This window comes from Streptomyces sp. NPDC057900 (assembly GCF_042887885.1).
GTDB lineage: Bacteria > Actinomycetota > Actinomycetes > Streptomycetales > Streptomycetaceae > Streptomyces.
Genome location: NZ_JBHVOI010000003.1, coordinates 287,638 through 312,031, shown reverse-complemented (window position 1 = coordinate 312,031; position 24,394 = coordinate 287,638). Strand labels below are relative to the sequence as shown.

General features: G+C 72.6%; 22 protein-coding genes. 2 read left to right on the top strand and 20 right to left on the bottom strand.

Features of this window, described 5'->3' with window-relative positions; all coding sequences use genetic code 11:
• Window positions 1–27 precede the first annotated feature (27 nt).
• A complete protein-coding gene (locus tag ACFVQ0_RS15665; RefSeq protein ID WP_390088275.1) occupies window positions 28–1,839 on the top strand; it encodes an NHL domain-containing thioredoxin family protein in 1,812 nt (603 codons plus the stop codon).
• A gap of 42 nt (window positions 1,840–1,881) precedes the next feature.
• Here the strand turns inward: ACFVQ0_RS15665 and ACFVQ0_RS15660 are convergent, their stop codons facing one another.
• From ACFVQ0_RS15660 to ACFVQ0_RS15630, 7 genes are all read right to left on the bottom strand, one after another.
• The gene (locus ACFVQ0_RS15660) at window positions 1,882–2,616 is read right to left on the bottom strand and encodes a DUF4232 domain-containing protein (RefSeq protein ID WP_390088273.1); all 735 of its coding nucleotides are present in this window, start codon (window positions 2,614–2,616) and stop codon (window positions 1,882–1,884) included.
• Window positions 2,617–2,782: 166 nt separating this feature from the next.
• Window positions 2,783–5,605, bottom strand: coding sequence for a BTAD domain-containing putative transcriptional regulator (locus ACFVQ0_RS15655; RefSeq protein ID WP_390088271.1), 2,823 nt, complete (start codon window positions 5,603–5,605; stop codon window positions 2,783–2,785).
• A gap of 123 nt (window positions 5,606–5,728) precedes the next feature.
• Window positions 5,729–5,947 carry a DUF6458 family protein gene (locus ACFVQ0_RS15650; protein ID WP_390088269.1) on the bottom strand — a complete coding sequence of 73 codons (219 nt, stop codon included), beginning with the start codon at window positions 5,945–5,947 and terminating at the stop codon, window positions 5,729–5,731.
• A 98-nt stretch (window positions 5,948–6,045) separates the two neighbouring features.
• Window positions 6,046–7,344: a M18 family aminopeptidase gene (locus ACFVQ0_RS15645; RefSeq protein ID WP_390088267.1), complete on the bottom strand. Its 1,299-nt coding sequence runs from the start codon at window positions 7,342–7,344 to the stop codon at window positions 6,046–6,048.
• Window positions 7,345–7,405: 61 nt separating this feature from the next.
• The gene (locus ACFVQ0_RS15640; RefSeq protein ID WP_390088265.1) at window positions 7,406–8,077 is read right to left on the bottom strand and encodes a hypothetical protein; all 672 of its coding nucleotides are present in this window, start codon (window positions 8,075–8,077) and stop codon (window positions 7,406–7,408) included.
• A 58-nt stretch (window positions 8,078–8,135) separates the two neighbouring features.
• Entirely contained in the window at window positions 8,136–8,759 is a 624-nt protein-coding gene (locus ACFVQ0_RS15635; RefSeq protein WP_390088263.1) for a Uma2 family endonuclease, read from the bottom strand.
• A 109-nt stretch (window positions 8,760–8,868) separates the two neighbouring features.
• Complete coding sequence (locus tag ACFVQ0_RS15630) at window positions 8,869–10,695, bottom strand: acyl-CoA dehydrogenase (protein WP_390088261.1); 1,827 nt, start codon at window positions 10,693–10,695, stop codon at window positions 8,869–8,871.
• A 164-nt stretch (window positions 10,696–10,859) separates the two neighbouring features.
• Between ACFVQ0_RS15630 and ACFVQ0_RS15625 the strand changes: the two genes are divergently transcribed.
• Window positions 10,860–11,300, top strand: coding sequence for an SseB family protein (locus tag ACFVQ0_RS15625; protein ID WP_018522179.1), 441 nt, complete (start codon window positions 10,860–10,862; stop codon window positions 11,298–11,300).
• Between the two features lie 25 nt (window positions 11,301–11,325).
• On the opposite strand, the gene ACFVQ0_RS15620 is transcribed toward ACFVQ0_RS15625, so the two are convergent.
• The 13 genes from ACFVQ0_RS15620 to ACFVQ0_RS15560 all read right to left on the bottom strand — a co-directional run bounded on the left by ACFVQ0_RS15620 (window position 11,326) and on the right by ACFVQ0_RS15560 (window position 24,350).
• Window positions 11,326–12,222 (bottom strand): ABC transporter permease, encoded by an 897-nt coding sequence (locus tag ACFVQ0_RS15620; protein ID WP_390088259.1) that lies wholly within the window; start codon window positions 12,220–12,222, stop codon window positions 11,326–11,328.
• Window positions 12,209–12,973: an ABC transporter ATP-binding protein gene (locus ACFVQ0_RS15615; RefSeq protein ID WP_390088257.1), complete on the bottom strand. Its 765-nt coding sequence runs from the start codon at window positions 12,971–12,973 to the stop codon at window positions 12,209–12,211. The genes ACFVQ0_RS15620 and ACFVQ0_RS15615 overlap by 14 nt, the downstream gene beginning before the upstream one ends.
• Window position 12,974: 1 nt before the next feature.
• Window positions 12,975–14,315 (bottom strand): sulfate adenylyltransferase subunit 1, encoded by a 1,341-nt coding sequence (locus tag ACFVQ0_RS15610; RefSeq protein WP_390088255.1) that lies wholly within the window; start codon window positions 14,313–14,315, stop codon window positions 12,975–12,977.
• A gap of 1 nt (window position 14,316) precedes the next feature.
• A complete protein-coding gene (cysD, locus tag ACFVQ0_RS15605) occupies window positions 14,317–15,231 on the bottom strand; it encodes a sulfate adenylyltransferase subunit CysD (RefSeq protein ID WP_390088253.1) in 915 nt (304 codons plus the stop codon).
• Between the two features lie 21 nt (window positions 15,232–15,252).
• On the bottom strand, window positions 15,253–16,074 hold the full coding sequence (locus ACFVQ0_RS15600) for a glycosyltransferase (protein WP_390088251.1): 822 nt from the start codon (window positions 16,072–16,074) through the stop codon (window positions 15,253–15,255).
• A gap of 84 nt (window positions 16,075–16,158) precedes the next feature.
• A complete protein-coding gene (locus ACFVQ0_RS15595) occupies window positions 16,159–17,433 on the bottom strand; it encodes an ATP-grasp domain-containing protein (RefSeq protein ID WP_390088249.1) in 1,275 nt (424 codons plus the stop codon).
• Between the two features lie 30 nt (window positions 17,434–17,463).
• Window positions 17,464–18,261 carry a sulfotransferase gene (locus tag ACFVQ0_RS15590; protein ID WP_390088247.1) on the bottom strand — a complete coding sequence of 266 codons (798 nt, stop codon included), beginning with the start codon at window positions 18,259–18,261 and terminating at the stop codon, window positions 17,464–17,466.
• Window positions 18,258–19,157, bottom strand: coding sequence for a sugar phosphate isomerase/epimerase family protein (locus ACFVQ0_RS15585; protein ID WP_390088244.1), 900 nt, complete (start codon window positions 19,155–19,157; stop codon window positions 18,258–18,260). Before ACFVQ0_RS15585 ends, ACFVQ0_RS15590 begins: the two co-directional genes overlap by 4 nt.
• Entirely contained in the window at window positions 19,154–19,906 is a 753-nt protein-coding gene (locus tag ACFVQ0_RS15580; RefSeq protein ID WP_390088242.1) for a hypothetical protein, read from the bottom strand. The genes ACFVQ0_RS15585 and ACFVQ0_RS15580 overlap by 4 nt, the downstream gene beginning before the upstream one ends.
• Window positions 19,903–20,847 (bottom strand): Gfo/Idh/MocA family protein, encoded by a 945-nt coding sequence (locus tag ACFVQ0_RS15575; protein WP_390088240.1) that lies wholly within the window; start codon window positions 20,845–20,847, stop codon window positions 19,903–19,905. The genes ACFVQ0_RS15580 and ACFVQ0_RS15575 overlap by 4 nt, the downstream gene beginning before the upstream one ends.
• Window positions 20,844–22,388, bottom strand: coding sequence for an Ldh family oxidoreductase (locus tag ACFVQ0_RS15570; RefSeq protein WP_390088237.1), 1,545 nt, complete (start codon window positions 22,386–22,388; stop codon window positions 20,844–20,846). Before ACFVQ0_RS15570 ends, ACFVQ0_RS15575 begins: the two co-directional genes overlap by 4 nt.
• 174 nt (window positions 22,389–22,562) lie before the next feature.
• Window positions 22,563–22,970 carry a glyoxalase gene (locus ACFVQ0_RS15565; protein ID WP_390088235.1) on the bottom strand — a complete coding sequence of 136 codons (408 nt, stop codon included), beginning with the start codon at window positions 22,968–22,970 and terminating at the stop codon, window positions 22,563–22,565.
• Window positions 22,971–23,057: 87 nt separating this feature from the next.
• The gene (locus ACFVQ0_RS15560) at window positions 23,058–24,350 is read right to left on the bottom strand and encodes an ATP-grasp domain-containing protein (RefSeq protein WP_390088233.1); all 1,293 of its coding nucleotides are present in this window, start codon (window positions 24,348–24,350) and stop codon (window positions 23,058–23,060) included.
• Window positions 24,351–24,394 lie beyond the last annotated feature (44 nt).

Here is a 24,394-nt window from a genome sequence, read left to right as displayed (position 1 = left end):
GACGCCACGGTGATGTTGACTGTTGACATGGCAACACGTGCGCGCGTCAGGGCCCCCGAACTGGTCGGCAAGGGCGGCTGGCTCAATACAGGCGACCAGCAGTACACCCTCGCTGACCTGCGAGGGCGCATTGTGATCTTGGATTTCTGGACGTTCTGCTGTGTGAACTGCCTGCATGTCCTCGATGAGCTGCGCGAGCTGGAGGAGAAGCACCGCGACACCGTGGTGATCATCGGCGTCCACTCGCCGAAGTTCGTCCACGAGGCGGAGCACCAGGCCGTGGTCGACGCCGTCGAGCGGTACGAGGTGCACCACCCGGTGCTCGACGATCCCGAGCTGGCGACCTGGAAGCAGTACGCCGTACGCGCCTGGCCGACGCTCGTCGTCGTCGACCCCGAGGGCTATGTCGTCGCCCAGCACGCGGGCGAGGGCCACGCCCACGCCATCGAGAAGCTGGTCGAGGAGCTGGAGGCCGAGCACGCCGCGAAGGGCACCCTGCGGCGCGGCGACGGGCCGTACGTGGCGCCCGAGCCGGTGGCCACGCATCTGCGGTTCCCCGGGAAGGCGCTGCTGCTGGACGACGGCGGCTTCCTGGTCTCCGACACCACCCGCCACCGGCTGGTCGAGCTGGACGCGGACGGGGAGACCATCCGGCGCCACTTCGGCACCGGAGAGCGGGGCTTCACCGACGGCGGGCCCGAGGAGGTCCGGTTCAGCGAGCCGCAGGGGCTGACCGTGCTGCCCGACGGGCGGATCGCCGTCGCGGACACGGTGAACCACGCGATCCGCGCGCTCGACCTCACGACCGGTGCGACGACCACCCTCGCGGGCACCGGCCGCCAGTGGTGGCAGGGGGCGCCCACCAGTGGTGCGGGGCGTGAGGTGGACCTCTCCTCGCCGTGGGACGTCGCCTGGTTCGACGGCAGGCTCTGGATCGCCATGGCGGGCGTCCACCAGCTGTGGACGTACGACGCGGAGGACGGCACCGTGCGGGTCGCCGCCGGGACGACGAACGAGGGGCTGGTCGACGGTCCGGGAGCGGAGGCCTGGTTCGCCCAGCCGTCCGGGCTCGCCGCCACCGCGGAGCGGCTCTGGGTCGCGGACTCGGAGACGTCCTCACTGCGCTACGTCGACCTGGAGGGCGCCGTGCACACCGCCGTCGGCACCGGGCTCTTCGACTTCGGCCACCGTGACGGGGCAGCTGACCAGGCGCTGTTCCAGCACCCGCTGGGCGTCACCGCGCTGCCCGACGGATCGGTCGCCGTCTGCGACACGTACAACCACGCCCTGCGCCGCTACGACCCGGCGAGCGGTGAGGTCAGCACGCTCGCCACGGATCTGCGCGAGCCCAGCGACGCCGTGCTGGTGGACGGCGACCTCGTGGTCGTCGAGTCCGCCCGGCACCGGCTGACCCGGCTGCGGCTGCCCGAGGAGGCGGTACGCGTCGCCGACTCGGCGCACCGCACCCAGCGCGCCGCCACCGAGATCGCCCCGGGCACGCTCCGCCTCGACGTCGTCTTCCAGGCGCCCGCCGGGCAGAAGCTGGACACCCGGTACGGGCCCTCGACCCGGCTGCTGGTCTCCTCGACCCCGCCGGAACTGCTGGCCGGGGGCGAGGGAGCGGGCACCGATCTCTTCCGCGATCTGGTCCTCGCGGACGGGATCACCGAGGGCGTCCTGCACGTCTCCGCGATGGCCGCGTCCTGCGACGACGACCCCGCGAACGAGTACCCCGCCTGCCATGTCCACCAACAGGACTGGGGCGTCCCCGTCCGCGTGGTCGCGGAGGGGACGCCCCGGCTGCCGCTCGTGCTCGCGGGGATGGACGAGCAGGGCTGACAGCCGTACCGGGGACGGAAAGAGGTTTCAGGGGCCGGCGGCTCAGAAGTCGTCGGCGCCGTTGCGGAGCTCGTACGTCCAGTAACCGGTCTTGTACTTCGCCGGGTCGACGGCGATGCCGTCGGCACCGGGCGCCCGCACGGCGGCCTGACCGCTGCCGCCCTGGAGCCACACGGCGAACGCCGTCACGGGCTCCACGTCCTCGTCCACGCCGCCGTCGGACAGCTTCACCAGCGCGTACGCCGGTGCGCCCGATTCGAGCACCACGGGGACCAGCGGCTTGCTCTTGGCGACCGACGGGATGTTCTGCTTGTGGCTCTCCAGGAACTGGATCTCCGGGAAGCCCTTCATCTCGCACTTGTGGCCCGAGGTGTTCTTGGCCGTCAGGACGATGTGCGTGTAGGGCGGGCCGTCCTGGGTGGCGGCGCTGATCCTGACGTCCTTGGTGGTGCAGAGCGGGGTGCTCGCGGACCCGGAGGTGCCCTTGGCGGCGGCGCCGGTGCTGCTGCCGCTGCCTCCGGTGCCGGTGCCCTTCGAGGTCACGGAGGCCTTGGCGGCGGTACCGTCCCCCGAGCCGGACGAGGCCACGGAGTCGGAGTCGGAGCCGGTGGTGGCGGACTTCGTGGCGGAGGCCGGTGCGGAGCTGTTCGCCGGGCCCTCCGACCTGGTGCCGGTGCCGCTGTCACCGCCGCCGCAGGCGGTGAGCGCCAGGGCGAGTACGGCGGTGGTCGTGGCGGCCAGGGCGGTGGCGCGGTAGCGGGTCCGGAAGGCAGACATGGTTTTCCCCCGAGTGCGGTGACGTGTGGTGGTGGGACGAGAGCCCGGCGCGGTGGTGAGGCGCCCCGGCCTGCTGACAGACATGAGTCTTCCGGGCGCCGCTCACGTCCCGCTGACGTGCGGCTAACGTCCCGCTGTCGTGGTCCTGCCCCCGCTGCCGCCGGGCTCAGCCGTCGTCGGCGAGCCGCCGTACCGCCCGTTCGTACCGCCGCACGTACTCCGTCCCCGAGGCCACCCGCAGCAGCGCCTCCAGCGCCCGCACCGCGCCCTCGTCGTACCCGGCGCGCTCCGCCTCCGCCGCCGCCAGGTCGAGCAGCCGGACGCCCTCGCCCTCCGTGCCCAGGGCCAGGTGCGCCTCGCCGCTGACGGTCAGCAGGAGGACGCGCCGGGCCGCCTCCTCGTGCTCGGGGCCCAGGTCGAACGCGGTCCGGGCGCAGTCCAGCGCTTCCCGCGGCCGCCCCGCCACCAGCCGCAGCCGGGCCAGGTGCTGGAGGGCGAGCATCTCGGTGTGCGCGTCGCGCTCCTGCCTGGCCAGCGCGACGGCCTGCTCGCAGCCCTCCAGCGCCTCGTCCAGACCGCCCTGCTCCGCCTGGACGACCGCCAGGTTGATCAGCGCCGTCGCCTCGCCCAGCCGGTCCCCGGCCCGCCGCGCCAGACCCGGCGAGGGCTCAAGGAGCGCGGCGGCCTCCGTCGTCCTGCCCTCCTCCGACAGCACCCAGCCCAGCAGGTTGCGCACCCGCGACTCGGCGTACGGGTCGTCCCGCGCGACCGCCGCGTCCAGCGCCAGTCCCAGGGCCGGGGCCCAGCCGTCCCGGACCCGCCACACCACGTGCGGCCACTGGAGCAGGATGATCCGCCAGGCGCGGTCGTCGAGACCGGCACCGCGTGCGGCGGCGGCCGCCAGGGCCAGGTCCTCGCGCTCGGCGGCCAGCCAGCTCATCGCCTCGGCCCGGTCGGTGAAGTCCCGTACGGCAGTCGGCCCGCGGTAGTCCTCCGGCAGGACGAAGCAGGGCTCGCCGCCCGGTTCCGCCGTGTCGGCGGCGGCGAGCGCGGTCGCGATGCAGTGGTCGAGCACGCCGAGCAGGGCGTCGGGGCCGGACCCGGGATCGATCCCCCGGGCGTACAGGCGCACCAGGTCGTGCAGCTCCCAGCGTCCGGGGCTCGTCTCGCCGATCAGGTGGGCGGCGGCGAGCCGCTCCAGCGCCGCCGCCGCGACGACCGGATCGCTGCCGGCCAGCGCGGCGGCGGTGTACCGGTCGAAGTGGTTGCCGGGGTGGTGGCCGAGCCGGGCGAAGTGGTGGACGGCGTCCGGCGGCAGCTGCTGCACGGTCAGCCGCAGCGCCGCGGAGACCCCGGTGTCCTCCACGTCGAGATAGCTGAGCCTGCTGCGCTCGTCGGCCAGCTCGTCGGCCGTCCCGGCGAGCGTCCGGTGCGGGCGGCCCGCCAGCCGGGCCGCCGTGACCCGCAGCGCGAGCGGCAGCCCGCCGCACAGCTCGGCCAGCCGGCGGGCCGCCACCGGTTCCGCGAGCACCCGCTCCTCGCCCAGCACCCCGGCCAGCAGCGCGGTGCCGTCCGGCGGTCCGAGCACGTCCAGCGGTACCGGGCGGGCGGCGTCGGAGGCGACGAGACCGTCCAGCCGGTGCCTGCTGGTGACCAGCGTGACGCAGTCGGTGCCGCCCGGCAGCAACGGCCTGACCTGCGCCGAGTCGCGGGCGTTGTCCAGGACGACGAGCAGGCTGCGCCGGTCGGTCAGCGAGCGGAAGAGCGCGGCGGCGCCCTGGACGGACTCCGGGACCCGGCGGGGCGCGACACCGAGCGCCAGCAGGAACTCCCGCAGCACCTCCAGCGGCGTCGGCTGCCCCGTGTCGCCGAACCCGCGCAGATCGGCGAAGAGCCGCCCGTCCGGGAACGCGGCGGGCGCGCGGCGCGCCCAGTGCAGGGCCAGCGCGGTCTTGCCCACCCCGGCAGGTCCGGTGACCAGGCAGATGGGCGCCTCACCGGCCGCCGCGCGGGAGAGCGCGGCGAGCTCGGCTCCCCGGCCCTGGAAGCCCCGCGGGGCGCGCGGCAGCAGATCGGCGGGGAGCGGCTCGCCACCCCGGACGCCGCCCTGTGCGCCTGGCATCGACGCGCCTGGGGCCGTTGCACCAACAGGAGGCACCCCCACGGCAGACCCCACGGCAGACCCCACGGCAGAGATCCCGGCGGGACCGCCCTTCGCACCACCATCGGGCCCGTCCGGTTCCGGCTGCGGGTCGCCGCGCAGGATGCGGGCGTAGGCGTCCGCCAGCTCGCGGCCGGGGTCGATGCCCAGCTCGTCCGCGAGCAGCCGCCGGGTGCGGTGGAACCAGTCCAGCGCCTCCGACTGGCGCCCGGAACCGTGCAGCGCCGACATCAGGGCCGCGGCGAGGGACTCCCGCATCGGATGGGCCACGGCCTCGTCCCGGAGCACCGCCGCCGCCCGGTGGTGCTCGCCCAGCTCGGCGTAGGCGTGGGCCAGTTGCTCGACCGTCGTGAGCCGGGACTCCTCCAGCGCCTGCGCGGCGGCCTGGAGCGGTGCGCTGGGATACGTACCGGTCAGCGCGGGCCCCTCCCACAGCGACAGGGCCTCCTTCAGCATCAGCACGCTGTCGGCCGGACTGCGCTGCTCCCGGGCCAGCATCAGGAGTTCCTCGAACCGCTGGGAGTCCAGCAGGGTCTCCGGCACCCGCAGCACGTACGCGTCCCCGAGCGTGCTCAGCTCGACCCCGTACGCCTCCGCGTCCGCGCCCGTCAGCAGGGCGCGCAGCCGGGACACATGCCCCTGGATGACCGTACGGGCGTGCAGCGGCGGGGCGTCGTCCCAGAGGGAGCCCGTCAACCGGGCCACGGAAACGGGAGTGTTGGCGCGCAGCAGAAGCGCGGCGAGCAGGCTGCGGCGTTTGGCGGGGCCGAGTGGCAGCGGACCCGTCAGCGTGTCGACGCAGACGGTGCCGAGCAGCCGGAACTCCACGAGCGGCTTCCCTTCCGGGTGTGACGCGCCCGGTGCCGGGTCACGGACAGGCCCCCAGAATATCCGGCACCGCCCGAGGACGGGGAAGGGGTGCGCCCGGTCCGCGGGGCGCACCCGTCCGGGTCACAGGTGGCGTTCGTCCTCGGAAACCACTGTGGTGGTGGGGGGTACGACCATGCGGCGGCGCCGCATGACACTCGCGTAGACGAACACGCCGACGATGCCGACGATCATCATGATCCAGCCGACCATGTCGACGTTGACGCTGTCCATCTTCCAGTCGGTCGCGAAGGCGAGTATCGCCCCCGCACCGATGAGAAGGATGCATCCTCCGAGTCCCATGACTTCCGCCTCCTCGACGCCCGGAAGCTCCGAGCCGTGTACGGAGCGGGTACCCGGCCCGGCAACGACCATGTCCGGGAAGACGGTTGGTGTTTCGCTCAGCCCGCCAGGAACGACGCCAGGGCGGTCGCCAGCAGGTGCGGGTCGTCGGCGCCGCACAGCTCACGGGCGCTGTGCATCGACAGGATGGCGACGCCGATGTCGACGGTCTGGATGCCGTGCCGGGCGGCGGTGATCGGCCCGATCGTGGTGCCGCACGGCATCGAGTTGTTGGAGACGAACGCCTGCCACGGCACGCCCGCCTTCTCGCACGAGGCCGCGAACACCGCCCGGCCGCTGCCGTCGGTCGCGTACCGCATGTTGACGTTGGTCTTGAGGATCGGTCCGCCGTTGACGACCGGGTGGTGCGTCGGGTCGTGCCGCTCGGCGTAGTTGGGGTGGATCGCGTGGCCGGTGTCGGAGGAGAGGCAGACGGTGCCGGCGAAGGCGCGGGCCCGGTCCTCGTACGTACCGCCGCGGGCGAACACCGAGCGCTCCAGGACCGTGCCGAGCAGCGGTCCGTCCGCTCCGGTGTCGGACTGCGAGCCGTTCTCCTCGTGGTCGAAGGCGGCCAGCACCGGGATGTACGGGATCTCCGCGTCGGGCTGTCCGGCGACGGCGGCGAGCGCCGCGACCGCCGCGTGCACCGAGAGCAGGTTGTCCATCCGGGGCCCGGCGACCAGCTCGCGGTCACGGCCCAGGTAGGACGGCGCCTCGACGGGGTGCGGCATCAGGTCCCAGCCGGTGACGTCCTCGGCGTCGACCCCCGCCTCCTCGGCGACGAACCTGATGAGGTCGCCCTCCGCCACGTCGCCCAGGCCCCAGATCGGCTGCATGTGCTTCTGGCGGTCGAGCTTGAGCCCGTCGGGGTTGGCCGACCGGTCCAGGTGCACGGCCAGCTGCGGGACGCGCAGCAGCGGCCGGTCGATGTCGACCAGCCGGTGCGTGCCGTCCCGGAGCGAGATGCGCCCGGCGAGGCCGAGGTCCCGGTCCAGCCAGGTGTTGAGGAGGGTGCCGCCGTAGACCTCCACGGCGACCTGCCGCCAGCCGTGGGCGCCCGTGTCGGGCAGCGGCTTCACGCGCAGGTTCGGTGAGTCGGTGTGCGCGCCCGCGATCCGGAACGGGGTGTGGGCCTCCGCGCCCTCCGGCACGTACCAGGCCACGATCGCGCCGCCGCGCAGGACGTACTTCCCGCCGCTGGACCCGTCCCAGGCCGCCGTCTCCTCGACCTGCCGGAAACCGGCCTTCTCCAGCCGCGACGCGGCGGTCGCCACGGCGTGGTACGGGGAGGGGCTGTCCATCAGGAAGGCCATCAGATCGTCGGTGTGCCCGCGGTCGAAGCGGAGGGAAGAACTCATGTTCTTCACTTTAACCAGGCACGAGCGGGAGCTTTCACCGTTGCCCCCCGGTGACGCACCGCTACCGTCCGGTCACCGCGGCGGACGGCTTCTCGCCGTCCTGCGCCTGCCGGGCCCGGTCCGCGACCATGGCTGCGAGGGCCTTGACCTCCGCGTCGGGCACGGCCGACTTGCCCTGGGTCCCGGTGCTGATGCCCAGCACGAGGGTGCCGACCCGGAGTTGGGTGATGGTGGCGGGGCCGCCCATGGTGCCCGTCCCGGCCCGGTTGGCCTCGCGCTCCGCCCCAGGCTCACCGATCTCGACCGGTTTCGCGCCCACCCCGACCCTGTCCCCGCCGTAGTACGCGCTCAGCGCGTCATAGGCGGCTTCGGCCGACTTCTCGTCCTTGTAGCCGAGGGTCCAGAAGTTCAGCGAGGTCACGTCGGGCTTGCGCACGAAAGAGGAGATGCCCCAGAACGTGATCTCCCCGCAGGTGGCCTGCCGCTTCTTCTTGTCGGGCACCTGGCAGACCGGCGGCGGGTACTCGGCCACCGGCTCCTGCGCCTCCGGCTCCGCCACCGTCCGCCAGCCCGGCAGCGCCTTCGCGTCCGGCAGCACCGACCGCAGCTCCGCCTTGCCCAGCGCCTTCGAGGCGTCGCCCTCGCCGTCCCCGCCACCGCAGCCCGCGAGGAGCAGCGCCACCGCCCCGACCGCCGCGCCCCGTACGTACCACCGTTTGCCCGGACGACTCATGCGCCGACCTCCCCCTCGGAACCGGCTCCGATCATAGGGAAGGCGCGGACGGCCGCTGCTAGAGCGTGTCGATCGCTGTCAGATCGATATCGATGTCGTACGGAACGGAGAGCTTGAGCCGGTCGCGGTGGACGCCGGTCGAGATGTAGGTCTTGTGCATCGCGTCGTACTCGTACGTCCACACCGCGGGCCGGTCGTGCTCGCCGCTCATCTCGACCCGCCAGAAGTGCGGGATGCCCGCTGCCGCGTACTTGTGCGGTTTGGCGTCACGGTCGCGGTCCTCGGAGTCGGGCGAGACGACTTCGACGGCGAGCAGGACGTCAGCGGCCTCGTATCGGGTCTGGCGACGGCCTGTGATGGCCTCGGCCTTGACCAGAACAACGTCCGGCTCCGGAACGGTCCTTTTGCTGAGGACGACCGCCATCTCTCGGCGTACACGCAAGTCTTCTGGAATGTGCACTCGCAGACCGTTGACCAGCAGGTCCATCACCAGCGTGTGAAAATCTCGCTGCGGACTCACGAAAACCAGGCTCCCGTCGATCAGCTCTGTGTGCGGCGGGAGGTCAAGCGTGAAGAATTCGTCCACGGTGTAGCCGTTCTCCGGCGGGACCGGCCACGTGGAATCGTCGCGTCGCAGCTGCGACGCTTCGGGCAGTGCCTCGGCAGTCATGGTTCCTCCCATGAACGGGATTCTCGGACCTTTACTCAGCGTACCCAGCCCATACGACAGCACCGCCACCCGAAAGCGTGTCCGGGTGACGGTGCGTGTTGACGATCTTGAGTGGTGAAGCCTAGAACGCGGCCTCGTCCAGCTCCATCAGAGAGTTGTCGACGGCCTCGGCGAGCGCGCGCTCGGCGCCGACGCCGGGCAGGACGTTCGCGGCGAAGAACTTCGCGGCGGCGATCTTGCCCTGGTAGAAGGCGACGTCCTTCGCGGCGGCGCTCGGCAGCTTCTCGGCGGCCACGGCCGCGCCCTTGAGCAGCAGGTAGCCGACGACGACATCGCCGGAGGCCAGCAGCAGGCGGGTGGTGTTCAGGCCCACCTTGTAGATGTTCTTCACGTCCTCGCCGGTCGCGGTGAGGTCGGTGATCATCGTGCCGACGATCGCCTCCAGGTCCACGGCGGCCTTGGCGAGGTGGTCCAGCGAACCGGCCAGCTCCTCGTTGCCCTGGGCGTCCGCGAGGAACTTCTTGATCTCCTCGGAGAGCGCGTTGAGCGAGGCGCCCTGGTCGCGGACGATCTTCCGGAAGAAGAAGTCCTGGCCCTGGATGGCCGTCGTGCCCTCGTACAGCGTGTCGATCTTGGCGTCACGGATGTACTGCTCGATCGGGTACTCCTGGAGGTATCCGGAGCCGCCGAAGGTCTGGAGCGACTGTGCCAGCTGCTCGTACGACTTCTCCGAGCCGTAGCCCTTCACGATCGGGAGGAGCAGGTCGTTGAGGCCGTGCAGCGCCTTCGCGTCCTCGCCGGCGGACTCCTTCTCCTGGATCGCGTCCTGGACGGAGGCGGTGTACAGGACGAGGGAGCGCATGCCCTCCGCGTACGCCTTCTGCGTCATGAGCGAGCGGCGCACGTCGGGGTGGTGCGTGATGGTGACCTTGGGGGCCGTCTTGTCCATGAACTGCGACAGGTCGGTGCCCTGGACGCGCTCCTTGGCGTACTCCAGCGCGTTGAGGTAACCGGTCGAGAGCGCCGCGATGGCCTTCGTGCCGACCATCATGCGGGCGAACTCGATGATGCGGAACATCTGGCGGATGCCGTCGTGCTTGTCACCGATCAGCCAGCCCTTGGCGGGGTGCTGGTCGCCGAACGTCATCTCGCAGGTGTTGGACGCCTTGAGGCCCATCTTGTGCTCGACGTTCGTCGCGTACACGCCGTTGCGCTCGGCCAGCTCGCCGGTGGTCCAGTCGAAGTGGAACTTCGGGACCATGAAGAGTGAGAGGCCCTTGGTGCCCGGTCCGGCGCCCTCGGGGCGGGCCAGCACGTAGTGAATGATGTTCTCGGACATGTCGTGCTCGCCCGAGGTGATGAAGCGCTTCACACCCTCGATGTGCCAGGAGCCGTCCTCCTGCTCGACGGCCTTCGTGCGGCCGGCGCCGACGTCGGAGCCGGCGTCCGGCTCGGTCAGCACCATCGTCGAGCCCCACTGCTTCTCGACGGCGATCTCGGCGATCTTCTTCTGCGCGTCGTTGCCCTCGTCGAAGAGGATGCCCGCGAAGGCCGGACCGGAGGAGTACATCCACACGGCCGGGTTGGCGCCGAGCAGCAGCTCCGCGTAACCCCAGATCAGGGAGCGCGGGGAGGTGGTGCCGCCGATCTCCTCGGGAAGGCCCAGGCGCCAGTACTCGGAGTCCATGAACGCCTGGTACGACTTCTTGAAGGTGTCCGGGACCGGTGCGGTGTTGGTCTCCGGGTCGAAGACCGGCGGGTTGCGGTCGGCGTCGGCGTAGGAGTCGGCGAGCTCGTTCTCCGCGAGGCGGGTGACCTCGTCGAGGATGCTCTTCGCGGTCTCGACGTCCATCTCCGCGAACGGTCCGGCGCCGTACACCTTGTCGCGCCCGAGGACCTCGAAGAGGTTGAACTCGATGTCGCGGAGATTCGACTTGTAGTGCCCCATGGGAAGGCTCCGTAATCAATAGCAGTGGCGCGCAGCGCCCCGAGGAGGGGTGGCCCGGACTCGCGGGTGAGGTCGTTCTCAGCTGACCCCCTACGATGATGCTACCCGTCAGTAATAAGACGCAACCCCTCAAGGTGGAGATGTGTCCGATTACTCTTTGCCCCATGTACGGCTACGACCAGAATCAGGGCGCACAGCAGCCGATGGGTGGCGGCTACGGCGAGCAGCCGCTGTATCCCGAACCCTCGCCGCCCTCGCTGGGCGACGCGGTACGGGCCTTCACGACCGGCTCGCTGGCCGCGGAGGACTTCCAGCAGATCTTCGCGACGTCGAAGGTCTACTGCCCGCGCGGTGACAACCCGGGCTTCCTCGCGCTGCACAACACCCAGCAGCCCGTCATCCCGATGTTCACCACGCTCAAGGAGCTGCGGCTCTACGCGGGCAAGGAGTCCAAGTACTTCGTGATCACGGGTGCCGAGGTCATCGACCTGCTGCCCACCGGCTACGGCTTCGTCCTGGACATGGAGGGCGAGCACCGCATGGTCTTCGACGCCAAGGCGGTGGAGCAGATGGTCGACTTCGCGATGCGCCGCATGTACGGCTGAGAGAGCCGTACGTTTCCCGCAGGGCTCACCGCTCCTGTGCGGCGGGCAGGCCGCGGGCGCGCAGCACCCGGCGCTGGACCGGTCCGAAGACGCCCGTCTCGACGACCACCCCGACGGCCAGGATCACCAGGGCGGCGGCCAGCACCGGGCCCAGGCGTCCGCTGCGCCGCCCGGCGTCGAGCACCTGGCCGAGCCCCGGCAGGGGGGTGGACGCCATGAGCTCCGCCGTCATCAGGGCCCGCCAGCCGAACGCCCAGCCCTGCCGGAGCGCGGCCACCACACCGGGCAGGGCGGCCGGGAGCAGGACGTGGCGCACCCCGGCCGCTCCCGTCGCCCCCATCGTCCGGCCCGCCCGCACCAGGAGCGGCGGCACCTGGTCCAGCGCGGTGAGGACCCCGGTCGCCACCGAGGGAACGGCGCCGAGGAGCACCACCAGGTACACGGCGGCCTGCGAGGTGCCGAGGCAGATCACGGCGATGGGCACCAGGACCGCCGCCGGCAGTGACTGGAAGGCACTCAGCGTCGGCGCGAGGGGCACCCGCACGAACCCGGACCGGTGCAGCAGCAGACCGAGGGGCACCCCCACCGCCGCGGACGCCGCGAACCCCGCCAGGCAGCGGCCCAGGCTGTGCAGCAGTCCGGGGCCGAGCGTCCCCGCGGACCAGGCGGCGGACAGATCGCGCAGGACCGTCGCCGGTGCGGGCAGCACCGGCGACAGGCCGAGCAGGTGAACCAGCTGCCACACACCCACCACCAGCAGGACGGCGGAGCAGCCCGGTCCGGTGCGGGCCGCGAGGCGCCTCAGCCGCGCTCCGGCGCGGGCTCGGCGGGCACCTGTGGGGACGTCTGTGGGGACGCCTCTGCGGAAGCCCCCGCCGGACAGCGCGCCTGCCGGGCGGGCCGGGCTCTCAACAGCGTGCACGTCGGTCGGCCTCCTCGCCGAGTCGGGCCGTGATCTCGTCGACGAGACGGGCCGCGTCCGGGGCGTCGTCGCCCCGCGCGGAGCGGGGCCCGACGGACCACTCGGCCACCACCCGGCCGGGGTCCGGCGCCATCAGGACCACGCGGTCCCCCAGCGCCACGGCCTCCCTCACGTCGTGGGTCACGAAGAGCACCGTCGCCCCCTGTTCCGCGCAGACCCGGACGAGCTCGCCGTGCAGCGTCCCGCGGGTCACGGTGTCGAGCGCCGCGAACGGCTCGTCCATGAGCAGGACGTCCGCGCCCTGCGCCAGGGCACGGGCCAGAGCTACCCGCTGGCGCATGCCGCCGGACAGCTCGTGCACCCGCTGCCCGTAGCTCCCGGGGAGCCCCACCAGGGCGAGGAGCCGCCGGGCCCGGTCGCGGCGGAGGGCCGCCGGGGAGACGCCCGCGAGACGGAGCGCCAGTTCGATGTTCCGGCCCGCCGTGAGCCACGGGAAGAGGGCGTGGTCCTGGAACATCACGGCGGGGCGTCCGCCCGTGACGGAGATCCTTCCCGCGCTCGCCGTCTCCAGCCCGGCGACCAGGTGGAGCAGGGTCGACTTGCCCGAACCGGAGGCACCGACGACGCACACGAACTCGCCCTTCGCGAGCCGCAGATCGACGTCCTCCAGCACGACGCGACGGGCCGCACCCGTGCCGTACCCCTTCGTGACGCCGCAGACCTCGACGGCCGTGGTGTGGTGCCCCGTCATCTCAGAAGTCCCAGCCCGCGTCGTCGGGTTCGGGGGTGTCGGCGGTCCCGGGGACGAAGGAGCCGCCCGCCATCCCGGCGGTGAGCGTGGTTCCGTCGGCGGGGTCGACCAGCAGGAACGAGCCGGTCGTCCGGGAGTGCGCGTACGGGTCGAGCGCCAGCGGCTCTGCGGTGCGTACGACGACCCGGCCGATGTCGTTGGCGACGAGCTGTCCCGGCGCCGGGTGCTGGGAGAGGTCGTCCAGGGTGAGGCGGGACGGGATGTCCTTGACGATCGCCTTGACGGTGCGGGTGGTGTGCTTGATCAGCACCCGCTGGCCCACGGTGAGCGGCTGGTCCGCGACGTGGCAGACGGTCGCCTCGACGTCCTGGGTGGTGGGGGGTGTGTCGCCGCTCGGCACGATGAGGTCGCCGCGCGAGATGTCGATGTCGTCCTCAAGTAGGAGGGTGACCGACTGCGGCGCCCGCGCCGTGTGCACGGACCGGCCCAGCAGGTCGATCCCGGCGACCGCCGAGGTGCGGCCGGACGGCAGCACGGTGACCGCGTCGCCCACCCGGAAGGCCCCTGCCTCGATCCGGCCCGCGTAGCCCCGGTAGTCGGGGTGCTCGGCCGTCTGCGGGCGGATCACGTACTGGACGGGGAAGCGGGCGTGGCAGCCAGTCAGGTCGTGGCTGACCGGGACGGTCTCCAGGTGCTCCAGGACGGTCGGGCCGCCGTACCAGTCCATGTTCGCGGACGGTTCCACGACGTTGTCGCCGGCCAGCGCGGAGATCGGGATCGCGGTGACCGCCGGGATGCCCAGTTCGGCCGCGTACGCGGTGAACTCCTGCGCGATGGCGGCGAACACCGGCTCCGCGTAGCCGGTCAGGTCCATCTTGTTGACCGCGAGGACCACGTGCGGGACCCGCAGCAACGCGGTCAGCGCCGCGTGCCTGCGGGTCTGCTCGACCACACCGTGGCGGGCGTCCACCAGGATCACCGTCAACTCGGCGGTGGAGGCGCCGGTGACCATGTTGCGGGTGTACTGCACGTGGCCGGGGGTGTCGGCGAGGATGAAGCGGCGTCGGGGTGTGGCGAAGTAGCGGTAGGCGACATCGATGGTGATGCCCTGTTCGCGCTCCGCGCGCAGTCCGTCGGTCAGGAGTGCCAGGTCGGGTGCTTCCTGGCCGCGTTTGCGGGAGGCGTCCTCGACGGCTTCGAGCTGGTCGGTGAGGACGGACTTGGAGTCGTGGAGGAGTCGTCCCACGAGGGTGGACTTGCCGTCGTCGACGGATCCGGCGGTGGCGAACCGCAGGAGGGTGGTGGTCGAGAGCTGGTCGGCGAGCTGGGTGGGTGTGGTCATGTTAGAAGTACCCCTCGCGCTTGCGGTCTTCCATCGCGGCCTCTGACATTTTGTCGTCGGCGCGGGTGGCGCCCCGTTCGGTGAGGCGGGAGGCGGCGATCTCGGTGATGACGGCGGCCAGTGTGGTGGCGTCGGAGTCGACGGCGCCGGTGCAGGACATGTCGCCGACGGTGCGGTAGCGGACCTGGCGGGTCTCGGTCCGTTCGTGGTCCTTGGGGCCGCCCCAGTCGCCCGCGGTGAGCCACATTCCGGAGCGGCTGAAGACCTCGCGTTGGTGGGCGAAGTAGATCTGCGGGAGTTCGATGCTCTCGCGCTCGATGTACTGCCAGACGTCGAGTTCGGTCCAGTTGGAGATGGGGAAGACGCGTACGTGCTCGCCCGGTGCGTGTCGGCCGTTGTAGAGCTGCCACAGTTCGGGGCGCTGGCGGCGGGGGTCCCACTGGGAGAACTCGTCGCGCAGCGAGAACACCCGTTCCTTGGCGCGTGCCTTTTCCTCGTCGCGGCGGCCGCCGCCGAAGACGGCGTCGAAGCGGTGCTGCTGGATGGCCTCGGTCAGGGGCACGGTCTGGAGCGGGTTGCGGGTGCCGTCGGGGCGCTCGCGGAGCTTCCCGGTGTCGATGTACTCCTGGACGGAGGCGACGTGCAGCCGCAGTCCGTGTTCGGCGACCACCCGGTCGCGGTACTCCAGGACTTCGGGGAAGTTGTGTCCGGTGTCCACGTGCAGCAGGGTGAACGGCACCGGCGCGGGCGCGAACGCCTTGAGCGCCAGGTGCAGCATCAGGATCGAGTCCTTGCCACCGGAGAACAGGATCACCGGCCGCTCGAACTCCCCGGCCACCTCCCGGAAGATGTGCACCGCCTCCGACTCCAGAACGTCCAGATGGGAGAGCGTGGTTCCCGCGTCCGTCCGGAGCACTGCCCCCGTACTCGTCATCGCTCAGGCCGCCGGAAGAGCGGTGGCCAGCGAATTCGCCGCCTGGAGACCCAGGTTGAGGCCGGCGGCAGCCGGGTCGTCCGACCAGGGCTGGGACCGGGCGCTGGCCGCGAACCGGCGCAGCGCGGACGTGGGCGCGCTGCGCGGGGCCAGCCGGCCCGCGCGCCAGGCCTCGCGCAGCGCGATTCCGGCGCCCTTGCTGTTGCGGTGGGCCACCCGGAGCCCCGGCACGAAGTGCACCCGGCCACCGGACTCGGCGAGCCGTTCCACGAGACCGTTGTCGCTCGCGGTGACCTGGTCGGGGAAGCCCTCGGCAGCGCGGAACGCCTCTGTCCACACCGCCGAGTTGCCGCCCGCGAAGAACGTGACCTCGCTGCCGGGGACGTGCTGTGCGTAGCGGACCTCGTAGCGGTACTGGCGGGCGCGCGCCACCACACTGCTGTCGAACGGCAGCACCCGGCCGGTGATCGCCGCCCGCTCCGGGGTGAGCGCCGTATCGAGGACGTCGAACCAGTCGGGCAGCGGCCGGGCGTCGTCGTCGAGGAACGCCAGGACGTCGCCGGTCGCCTCCTGGCCCGCGAGGTTGCGGCCGGCCGCCGCGCCGCGGCGCCGTCCGTGGCGCAGCAGGCGGACGGGGAAGCGGTGGGCCGACTCGTCGACGCGCAGCGGGGTGTCCGAGGCGTCGTCGACCAGGATCACCTCGTGGATGATGCCGGTGTCGCACGCGGCGATCGCCGTCAGCAGCGCGTCGATGTCGGTGGGGCGGTTCCGGGTGGCGACCACCACGGAGACCTGCTTGCCGTCGTCTGGGGATGTCGTGCTCATCGCGGTTCTACTCCTTGCGGACGTTCGCGGCGGCCACCTGAGCGGGCCGGGCTGGGTTCGGAGGGTGGGGCGGGACGCGGCCGGTCACCGGGGCGTGGCGGCGAACGGGTCGAGGACCTCGTCCACCTCGTCGAGGAGCGTGGAGAGCGTGGCGGACCGCCCGTCGTCGCCATCGGCCGGCTCCGTGGTGATCACGATGCGGGCGGCGGCCTGCGCGGCGAGCCGCACGGCGGCCTCCGCGTCGGCCGCGCGGACCACGACATGGCCGCAGCGGTCCTCCGACCAGCGCAGTTCGTGCACCGTGTCCCCGGGCTCGACCTGAACGTCGACCTGGACGACGCCGTCCATCGCCTCGGCCTCCGCCGCGCCCGTCACCGAGGTGACGGTGCCCGGGGCGGCGACGAGGAAGCGGATGGCGGCCGCACCCGTCGGCTCGGCCCGCTGCGGCAGCGGGTCTCCGTCCAGGGCGAGCCGGTAGGCGGCCTCCTCCAGGTCGACGCCGTGGACCAGGCGGACCAGTTCGTTGATGCGGTCCCCGCCGCGACGGCTGTGCGACTCGATGACGCGGGGACCGGCGGCGGTGAGGATCAGTTCGGTGTGCGCCGGGCCGTCCACGAGGCCGACGGCGTCCAGCAGGGCCTCGACGGTCGCGACGACGGCCTGCCGTTCGGCTCCGTCCAGCGGCGCGGGCACCACATGGCCGAGCTCGACCACGCCCTGCCCGGTCTCCTTGCCGGTGACCGCGACGACGGTGTGCGCCCCGGCCCGGGAGAACGTCTCGACGCTGAGTTCCTCGCCGACCAGCCACTCCTCCGCCATGAAGTCGTCCAGACCGAAGGCCTCGCGCCACGCCCATGCCTCGCCGACCTCGTCGACGGAGGCGATCCGGCGGACGCCCAGGCTGCCGGAGCCCATGACCGGCTTGAGTACGGCGGCCCCCGCCGCCTTCACGAAGTCGCGCAGCTCCTCCGCGGTCGGCCGGGTCACCGTCCGCACCGGGCCGATGCCCCGTTCGTTCAACAGGGCGCGCAGGGCGGGCTTGTCGTGCAGCAGCCGGGTGGTCCGCTCGCTGTTGCCGGGCAGGCCGAGCGCGTCGGTGAGATGGCCCGCCACCACCTGGGCCGCCTCGGTCTGGGTGAAGACGCGGGCGAACGGGCGCTGCTCGTGCAGGGCGCGCACCAGGGCGGTGACGGTGGGAACGTCCTGGTAGTCGACGAGCAGCAGCTGGGAGCAGTGCTCCACCACATCCGGGTCGAACGCGGACGGCTTCTGGATGTGCACCACGTCGAGACCGAGCGCTGCGGCCTTGCGGACGATGCCGGCCTTTCCGCCGACGACGAGAACACGGGTTGCGGACAAGGGAATCACCTTCGTTGGGGGTTCGGCGGGTCAGGCGCGGGCGAGTGTGGGAAGCGCGGACAGCCGCAACGCCTCCCACACGGAGGCGGTGTCCTCCGGAAGCGCGTCGTCGTCCGCCGCCGGGGAACGGGACTTCAGCCCGGCGAGGTACGGCGCGAGGTCGAGCCCGGTGAACCGGGACAGGCGTTCGGTCTCCTCGCCCCGGCACAGCGCGTGGTACTCGACGACCAGGGCGTTCCCGGCCGGTACCGACGGTGCGAAGTCGAGCCAGTGCCGGTTCCAGGCCGTCCACTTGGCGAGGGCGGCCTCCCGCGTGACGGGCACATAGGGCCGGTCGCCCTTCCAGCGGAGCATCGAGCCGGCCGCCTCCTCGGGGTGGCGCACCAGCATCACGTAGCGGGCGTCCGGCAGTACCTCGCCGAACCAGGGCAGATGCAGCAGGTACTCGTTGTACTTGTCCCCGCAGTGCGGCAGTCCGCCCCGGGTCTCGGCCAGGATCCGCCGGGCCAGGTCCACCGGATCGTCTCCGCACGCACCCTCCGCCACGTCCCTGGCGGCGGCCCGCAGGCTCTGTTCCACCCGGTCGCGCCAGCGTTCGACGCCGGAGCCGTCCGGCGGCCGGCGGTCCAGGGCGTGCAGGATCTCGTCCGTGCGCAGATGGCGGTCGGCCAGGTCCTGCCGGTTCAGCCAGCGGTGCAGCAGATAGGGGAGTTTGCCGTTGACGGTGAAGTGGCCGCCCGCGTCGTGGAAGGCCAGATTCATCGCGTAGGCGAGGGCGGTCGTGCCGCAGCGCTGGCTTCCGAGCAGGATTACGGGTGAGTCGTTCATGCGCCGGCCTCCACCGTGTGCGCGTAGGGGTCGGCGGGGACGGCGTCCTCGCCCGCGGTCCGCGTCATCTCGCGGAGCAGCCGCATGCAGGTGGTGCTGGCCTCGAAACCGCCGGCGGTGAACTCCTCGCCCCACGGCTCGTCCCGCTGCGCCTGGTTCAGTACCCGGCCGACGCGCCAGTGCGTCTCCAGGGAGATCCAGTCCCGGTATCCGTCCTCGGCCAGCCGGTCGAGGATCGCGGGCCAGGGCAGGTCCCCGTCGCCGAGGCGGACATAGGCCCGCCGGCCGTCCGGGTCCTTCACATGGACGTGCCGGATGCGTTCGCGGCCGAGCGCGTAGTCCTGCGGGAACGGGGCCGGGTCCCAGCCGCTGAAGACGCTGTTGCCCGGATCCCACAGGATGCCGAGCCGGTCGTCGCCCAGCGCGTCCAGGAACTCCAGGGTGTGGCGCATGGTCGGGCTGTTGGTCCGCATGCCCGTCTCGACGAGCAGCGGGACGCGGTCGAAGGGGACGCCGTCCAGGACCTCACGGGCGGCGGCGGCGGCCCCGCGCGGGTCCGGGTCGCCCTGCCGGTAGAAGGTGAAGATGCGGACGAACGGGGCTCCGAGCAGCTCGGCCCGGCGCACGGAGTCCGTCACCAGCGCGCGGACGGAGTCCGTTTCGGCGGCGGTGCGGGGCAGTTCGCACTTCAGCGCCGGTGGGTCGAAGCCGGCCACCCGCAGTCCGTGCCGGGCCACGGTCGCCCGTATCCCGGCCAGGGCCGCGTCGTCCATGCGGTGCGGCGCCACGCCGCCGCTGGAGCGGATCTCCAGTCCGTCGAAGCCGAGGCGGGACGTCGTGGCCGCCGCCTCCTCGATGTCCTGGGACAGCTCGTCGTTGATGATGGCGAGTCTCACGAAAGGATCTCCTCGCTGAGGGTCTGGGGGAGGGTCGGCTCCGGTGGGTACCACTCGCGCAGCAGGGCGATGTCCTCGGCGAGCGACGGGGCCTTCGACTCGACGGTCACCGCGCGCAGTTCACCCGCCGCGTCGAGGACCTTCCGCGTCAGCTCGGGCCGGGCGGAGGCGAGCGGCCGGTGCCGTGAGGTGGCGGGCCCGTCCCAGTCGAACCCCTTGACCTGGGCGTAGGGGATCCAGCGGGCGAGCCGGGCCGCCGCCGCGACGGGGTCGTCGTCGATCCTGGCGAGGCCCATCGTGTCGAGCAGGACCGAGGTGCCCGCGCGGCGGCACAGCTCGTCGAGCTCGGCCACGGGCGCGTATCCGTGGTGGGTCTCCACCAGGACGAGGGAGCTGTCACCGACCCTGGCGGTCAGTGCCGCGATCTGCGCGAGCGTCAGGGCGAACCGGTCGGGGGCGGTGCACCCGGCGGCCGCGAAGACCTTCACCGGCAGGCCCCGCTCGGGCATGCGCAGGGCGTCGACGGAGCCGGGCGGGTGCTCCGCGGAGCCCAGCACGGTGGAGACGCCGACGAAGCAGACCTCGGCCCCCGCGGCGCGCAGCGCGTCGAGCCCGCCGGCCTCCCACGCGTGGCCCTTGCCCTCCCTGACGTCGACGGCCGTGCCGCCGGACGAGAGGGCGAGGCCGGCCAGGGCCCCGGCGTCGAGGTGCGGCGCGGAACCGGAGGAGATACCGATCAGCGGCTTCACGCGGCCACCGCCGCCGCGGTGGTGGCGATCGACGAGAGGATGCCGGTCACCGCACGGGCGCCGTCGAGGTGGCAGCGCGTCGGGGGGCGCCCCGTCGCCACGGCCTGGGCCATCTCCCGGTAGACCTCGGTGCGCAGCTGTGAGGTCGCCACCGTGGGCCAGGTCTGTTCGGTGCCGTCGAGCTGCGTCATCACCATGCCGTCGGTGATGTTGAACCCACCGTCGGGCCCGAGGATCTGGAGCCGCTCGGTACGGACCGTCGACTCGGCGGTCACCGTGAACGCGAGGGTGGCCCCGGACCGGAAGGCGACCATTCCCGTGACGCGGGTGTCGATGCCCGCGGCGACCTCCCTGGTCGGGGTCAGGCGCACTTCTTCCGGCTCCCCGAGCAGCTGACACGCCAGGTCGAGGTAGTGGACCCCCAGGTGGGCGGAGATCCCGCCCAGCGCCATGGTGGGATCGCTGCGCCAGCCGGCCCGCCGGTAGTGGGCCGGCGGCCGGAACCGCGACACCTCAAGGACCCCCGTGACGGAGGACGCCGACCAGGTGGCGGCGAGGGCTGCCTCGGGCAGCCGCATCCGGTGCTGGAGCATGACGCCGACCGGCAGCCCGGTCCGCCGGGCGGCGGCCGCGATCCGGTCGATCTCGTCCACCGACACGGCGGGCGGCTTCTCCAGCAGGACGGCCTTGCCCGCCTCCAGCGCCTCGACCGCCAGCCGCGCCCGCCCGCCGGGCGGGACGCACAGGGCCACCAGGTCGACGCGCGGGTCGTCGAGGAGCGACTCCCAGGAACCGGCCCGGTGGTGGTGGCCGGTGTCGACCGAGGGGTCCTGCTCCAGGACGGACACGATCCCCGCGTCCGGCAGCTGCTCCAGTGCGGCGGCGTGCTGCCGGGCGGCGACGCCGAATCCGACGACACCCACACCGAGTCGGGGGCTCATGCGGCACCTCCTGCGGTGGCCGGGGCGGCTTGGGGGGCGCCCCAGCCGAGCTGTTCGACGACCGACGCCGGTACGGGCACGCCGTGTTCGGCGGCGATCGTCTCGGCCAGCCGTTCCTGCTGTTCCGGCAGATGGACCTCGGGCGGTCCCTGCGGGTATCCGGCGGCCACCGCGCCCGACAGGACGTCGAGCAGTTCATCCACCGGGGGGTCGCCGAACGCGTCCGGCGACAGGGCGAGGAACAGCTGGGAGCAGTCCATCGTCCGCTCGGGCTCGGCCCGTTGCTTGTGGACGAGGGGGCTCACCGTGCCGCCTGCCAGGATGCCGGCCAGCACCTCGGTGATCACGGCGACGCCGAGGCCCTTGTGTCCGCCGAAGACCGGTACGGCGCCGCCCCTGTCGAGCTCCTCCGGGTCGGTGGTGGGGTGGCCCTCGCGGTCCACCAGCCAGTCCGCGGGCACCTGTTCGCCGCGGTGCGCGGCGTGCCGTATCTTCCCGCTGGCGACCGTCCCGGTGGCGAAGTCCACGACCAGCGGGGACCCGTCCTCGCGGGGGACGACCATGCAGACGGCGTCGTTCCCGAGCGTCGGGCGTCCCGCGCCGGGGGCGGCGACGCTCGGACCGGAGACGTTGAGGACGAGGCCGACCACGCCGTGCCGGACGAAGTGGTCGCGGTAGGCGGCGAGCATCCCGACGTGGTTGTTGCCCCGGACGGCGACGGCGGCCAGCCCGGTGCGGGCGGCCCGCTCGGCGCATCGTCCGGCCGCGAGGTCCGCGGCCACCTGTCCGAACCCGCCGCGTGCGTCGAGGCGTACGACGGACCCCTCCTCCTGGCTCCACTCGGGCTCGGCGGTGGGGTCGATGCCGCCCTGCCGCAGCCGGTCGAGGTACATCGGCAGCAGGCCGACACCGTGCGAGAAGTGACCCCGCACATCGGCGTCGACGAGGACCCGGGCGACCAGGGCGGCGCGCTCGGAGCCGACACCGGCGGCGGTCAGCGATCCGGCCGCCGCCTCCCGCAGCGCCTCGGCGGTGAAGCGGACCGCCGCCTTCGGGCGGGGCTCGGGGCGGGGTGCGCGGTTGAGGTGGACGGTCCGGTCGGCGGACGCCGCGACCTCCGCGTCGGTGGTGACCAGGAGCACCGCGCCGCCCCGCCGGGCCGCGGTGCGCGCCGGCTCCGCGCCGGACCCTTCGGGCCGCCGCCCGGTGGCGTCGACGACCACGACGGGGGCCGGCCCGTCCGGGCAGGGCCGGTGCGCGGCCACCACGCTGACGCCCGCCGGGAGGGACGGCCTGATCCGCCGGGACCGGCCGGTTCCGCCGGTGTCGAGGGCCCCGTACTGGGCCCGCCGCCGTCCGGCGAGCACCTGGATCAGGGCGGCGGCGGACCCGGCGTCGTCCGCGAGCACCGCGACGATCTCGCCGGCGGCCACGGTGACGGTCAGTCCCGCGATCAGGATGCGCTCCGCGCCCTCGGGGCCCTCGGCCACGATCAGGTCCGCGATGCGGAATGCGGGCGGCCTGCCCGCTGATTCGGTCATTGCTGGCTCCTCGAAATGCCGTGGTACGGGTCGGAACACGGGTCGGAACATCACCAGGTCGCCCGGGGCGGGGCCTGCACGGGGCCGTCCCGCTGCGTCACGGGACGGTCCCGTGCAGGCCTTGGGCGGCGGTGGCTGTTTCACGTGAAACAGCCACCGGCCCTCGGGAGGGACCTAGGACGCGGCCGTCGGCTCCAGGAACTCCAGCCGGTTGCCGAACTTGTCGAACGCGTAGAAGCGGTCGTGGCCGGGGAAGTTGTCGTCCCACGTCACCTCGTGGCCGCCCTCCTCCAGCCGCTTGGCCAGGCCGCGCAGCGACTCGACGAGGATTCCGGGGTGCGCCTTGCGCGCGGGCGCGAAGTCCTGCTCGACGCCGAGGTGGACCTCCAGGCCGCCGCCCCGGAACCAGCACCCGCCGCGGGCGGCGAGGACCGGGGGCTTCTCCAGCTCCGTCATCCCGAGGACCTCGCCCCAGAACGCCCGGCACTGGTCCTCGCCGCCCGGCGGGATCGCCAGCTGGACGTGGTGCAGTCCCCCGAACGCGTAGTCGGCGCCGGTCTGTTCGTTGTTCTGTTCAGTCATGTCCGGTCTCTCTTCTCTCTGTTGTGCGGGCACCGGTCCCGCGCCGGGGACGCCGGACCGGTGCTGTACGGATCGGCCGACGGGGTGTCAGCCGGTCGAGGCGAGTGCCTCGTGGCGCGCGGCCATGCCGTCACTGCGTACGGTGAAGGACAGTTTCCGTACGCCGTCCTGGGCACGCCGCAACGCCTCGTCCTGTGACGTGCCCACGGCGCAGACATGTGCACCCCGGGCGAAGGATCCGGTGACTCCCTTGAGCCGCTTGCCCGGTTCGCGCAGCACCTCGACGTCGACGACGCCCTCCAGCGCGCGGGCCTCCTCCTCGCCCACCACTTCGACGATCTCGCCGACCGCGTCCGGGCAGGCGTACCAGATGGCCGCCGCGCCGGGACCGTCGTGCGGGGCGGCGAGGGTCGCGCGGAGATCGTCGAGGACCTTGATGCCCACGGCCTGGCGGGCGACGACGTCGATCAGGTCGACCCCGCTGACCCGCGCCCACAGCTCGGGGATCTCGTCGCCCGCCGGACGCAGGTGCGTCTCCACGATGTGGACCGCGTCGGCGGCGACGATGACCTCGGTGTGCGTGACGCCCCGCCGGACGCCGAGGGCCGTCAGCATGTCGGTCACGGCGGTACGGATCCGCTGCTCGTCCGCGTCCGGGAGGGGGGCCGGGACGACGTGCCCGACCTCGACGAAGTGGTCGTGCTCGGAGATCTTGAGGGTGACGCCGACGGCCAGGTGCTCGCCGTCCTCGCTGACGCACTCCACGCTGTACTCGTCGCCGCTCAGGAACTCCTCGACGAGCAGGTCGGGCGCGTCCAGGTCACCGGCTCCCTCCGCGCCCCAGGCAAGGGCGCGGGGGATGTCGGCCGGGCCGTCGATACGGGTGACGCCCTTGCTGGCGACCCCGCGCACGGGCTTGCAGATCAGCGGGTAGCCGGTCCGCTCCGCGACCTTGAGGACACCCTCGGCGTCGTGGACGGTCTCGGCGACGACCTTGCCGATCCCGGCCTCGGCCAGCACCCGGCGCATCGTGTACTTGTCGGCCACCGCCCGGACCGTGTCCGCGCTGTGCCAGCCGAGACCGAGGTCGAGCCCGATGGCGGCGGTCTTCTCGGTGTCCTTCTCGGTGAAGTTGGTCAGCCGGTCGACCGGGTCGATTGCGTGCACGAACCGCGCGGCGGCCACCCACTCCGCGACGGGGGCGTCCTCGCGGAGCACGATCAGGCGCTGGATCTTCTCCCGGCTGCGCAGCCTCGGCACCACCTCGGGCCGGCAGATGACGGTCGTGCGCAGTCCCGGCCAGGCGTCGCGGGCGCGGTCGGGCAGATCGCGCCCGCCGCTGACGATCAGGAGATGCTGGGGCGGGGGTGTCTCGGACATGGGTTCCTCCGTCAGTGCGCATTCCACCGAGGGGTGGGAATGGG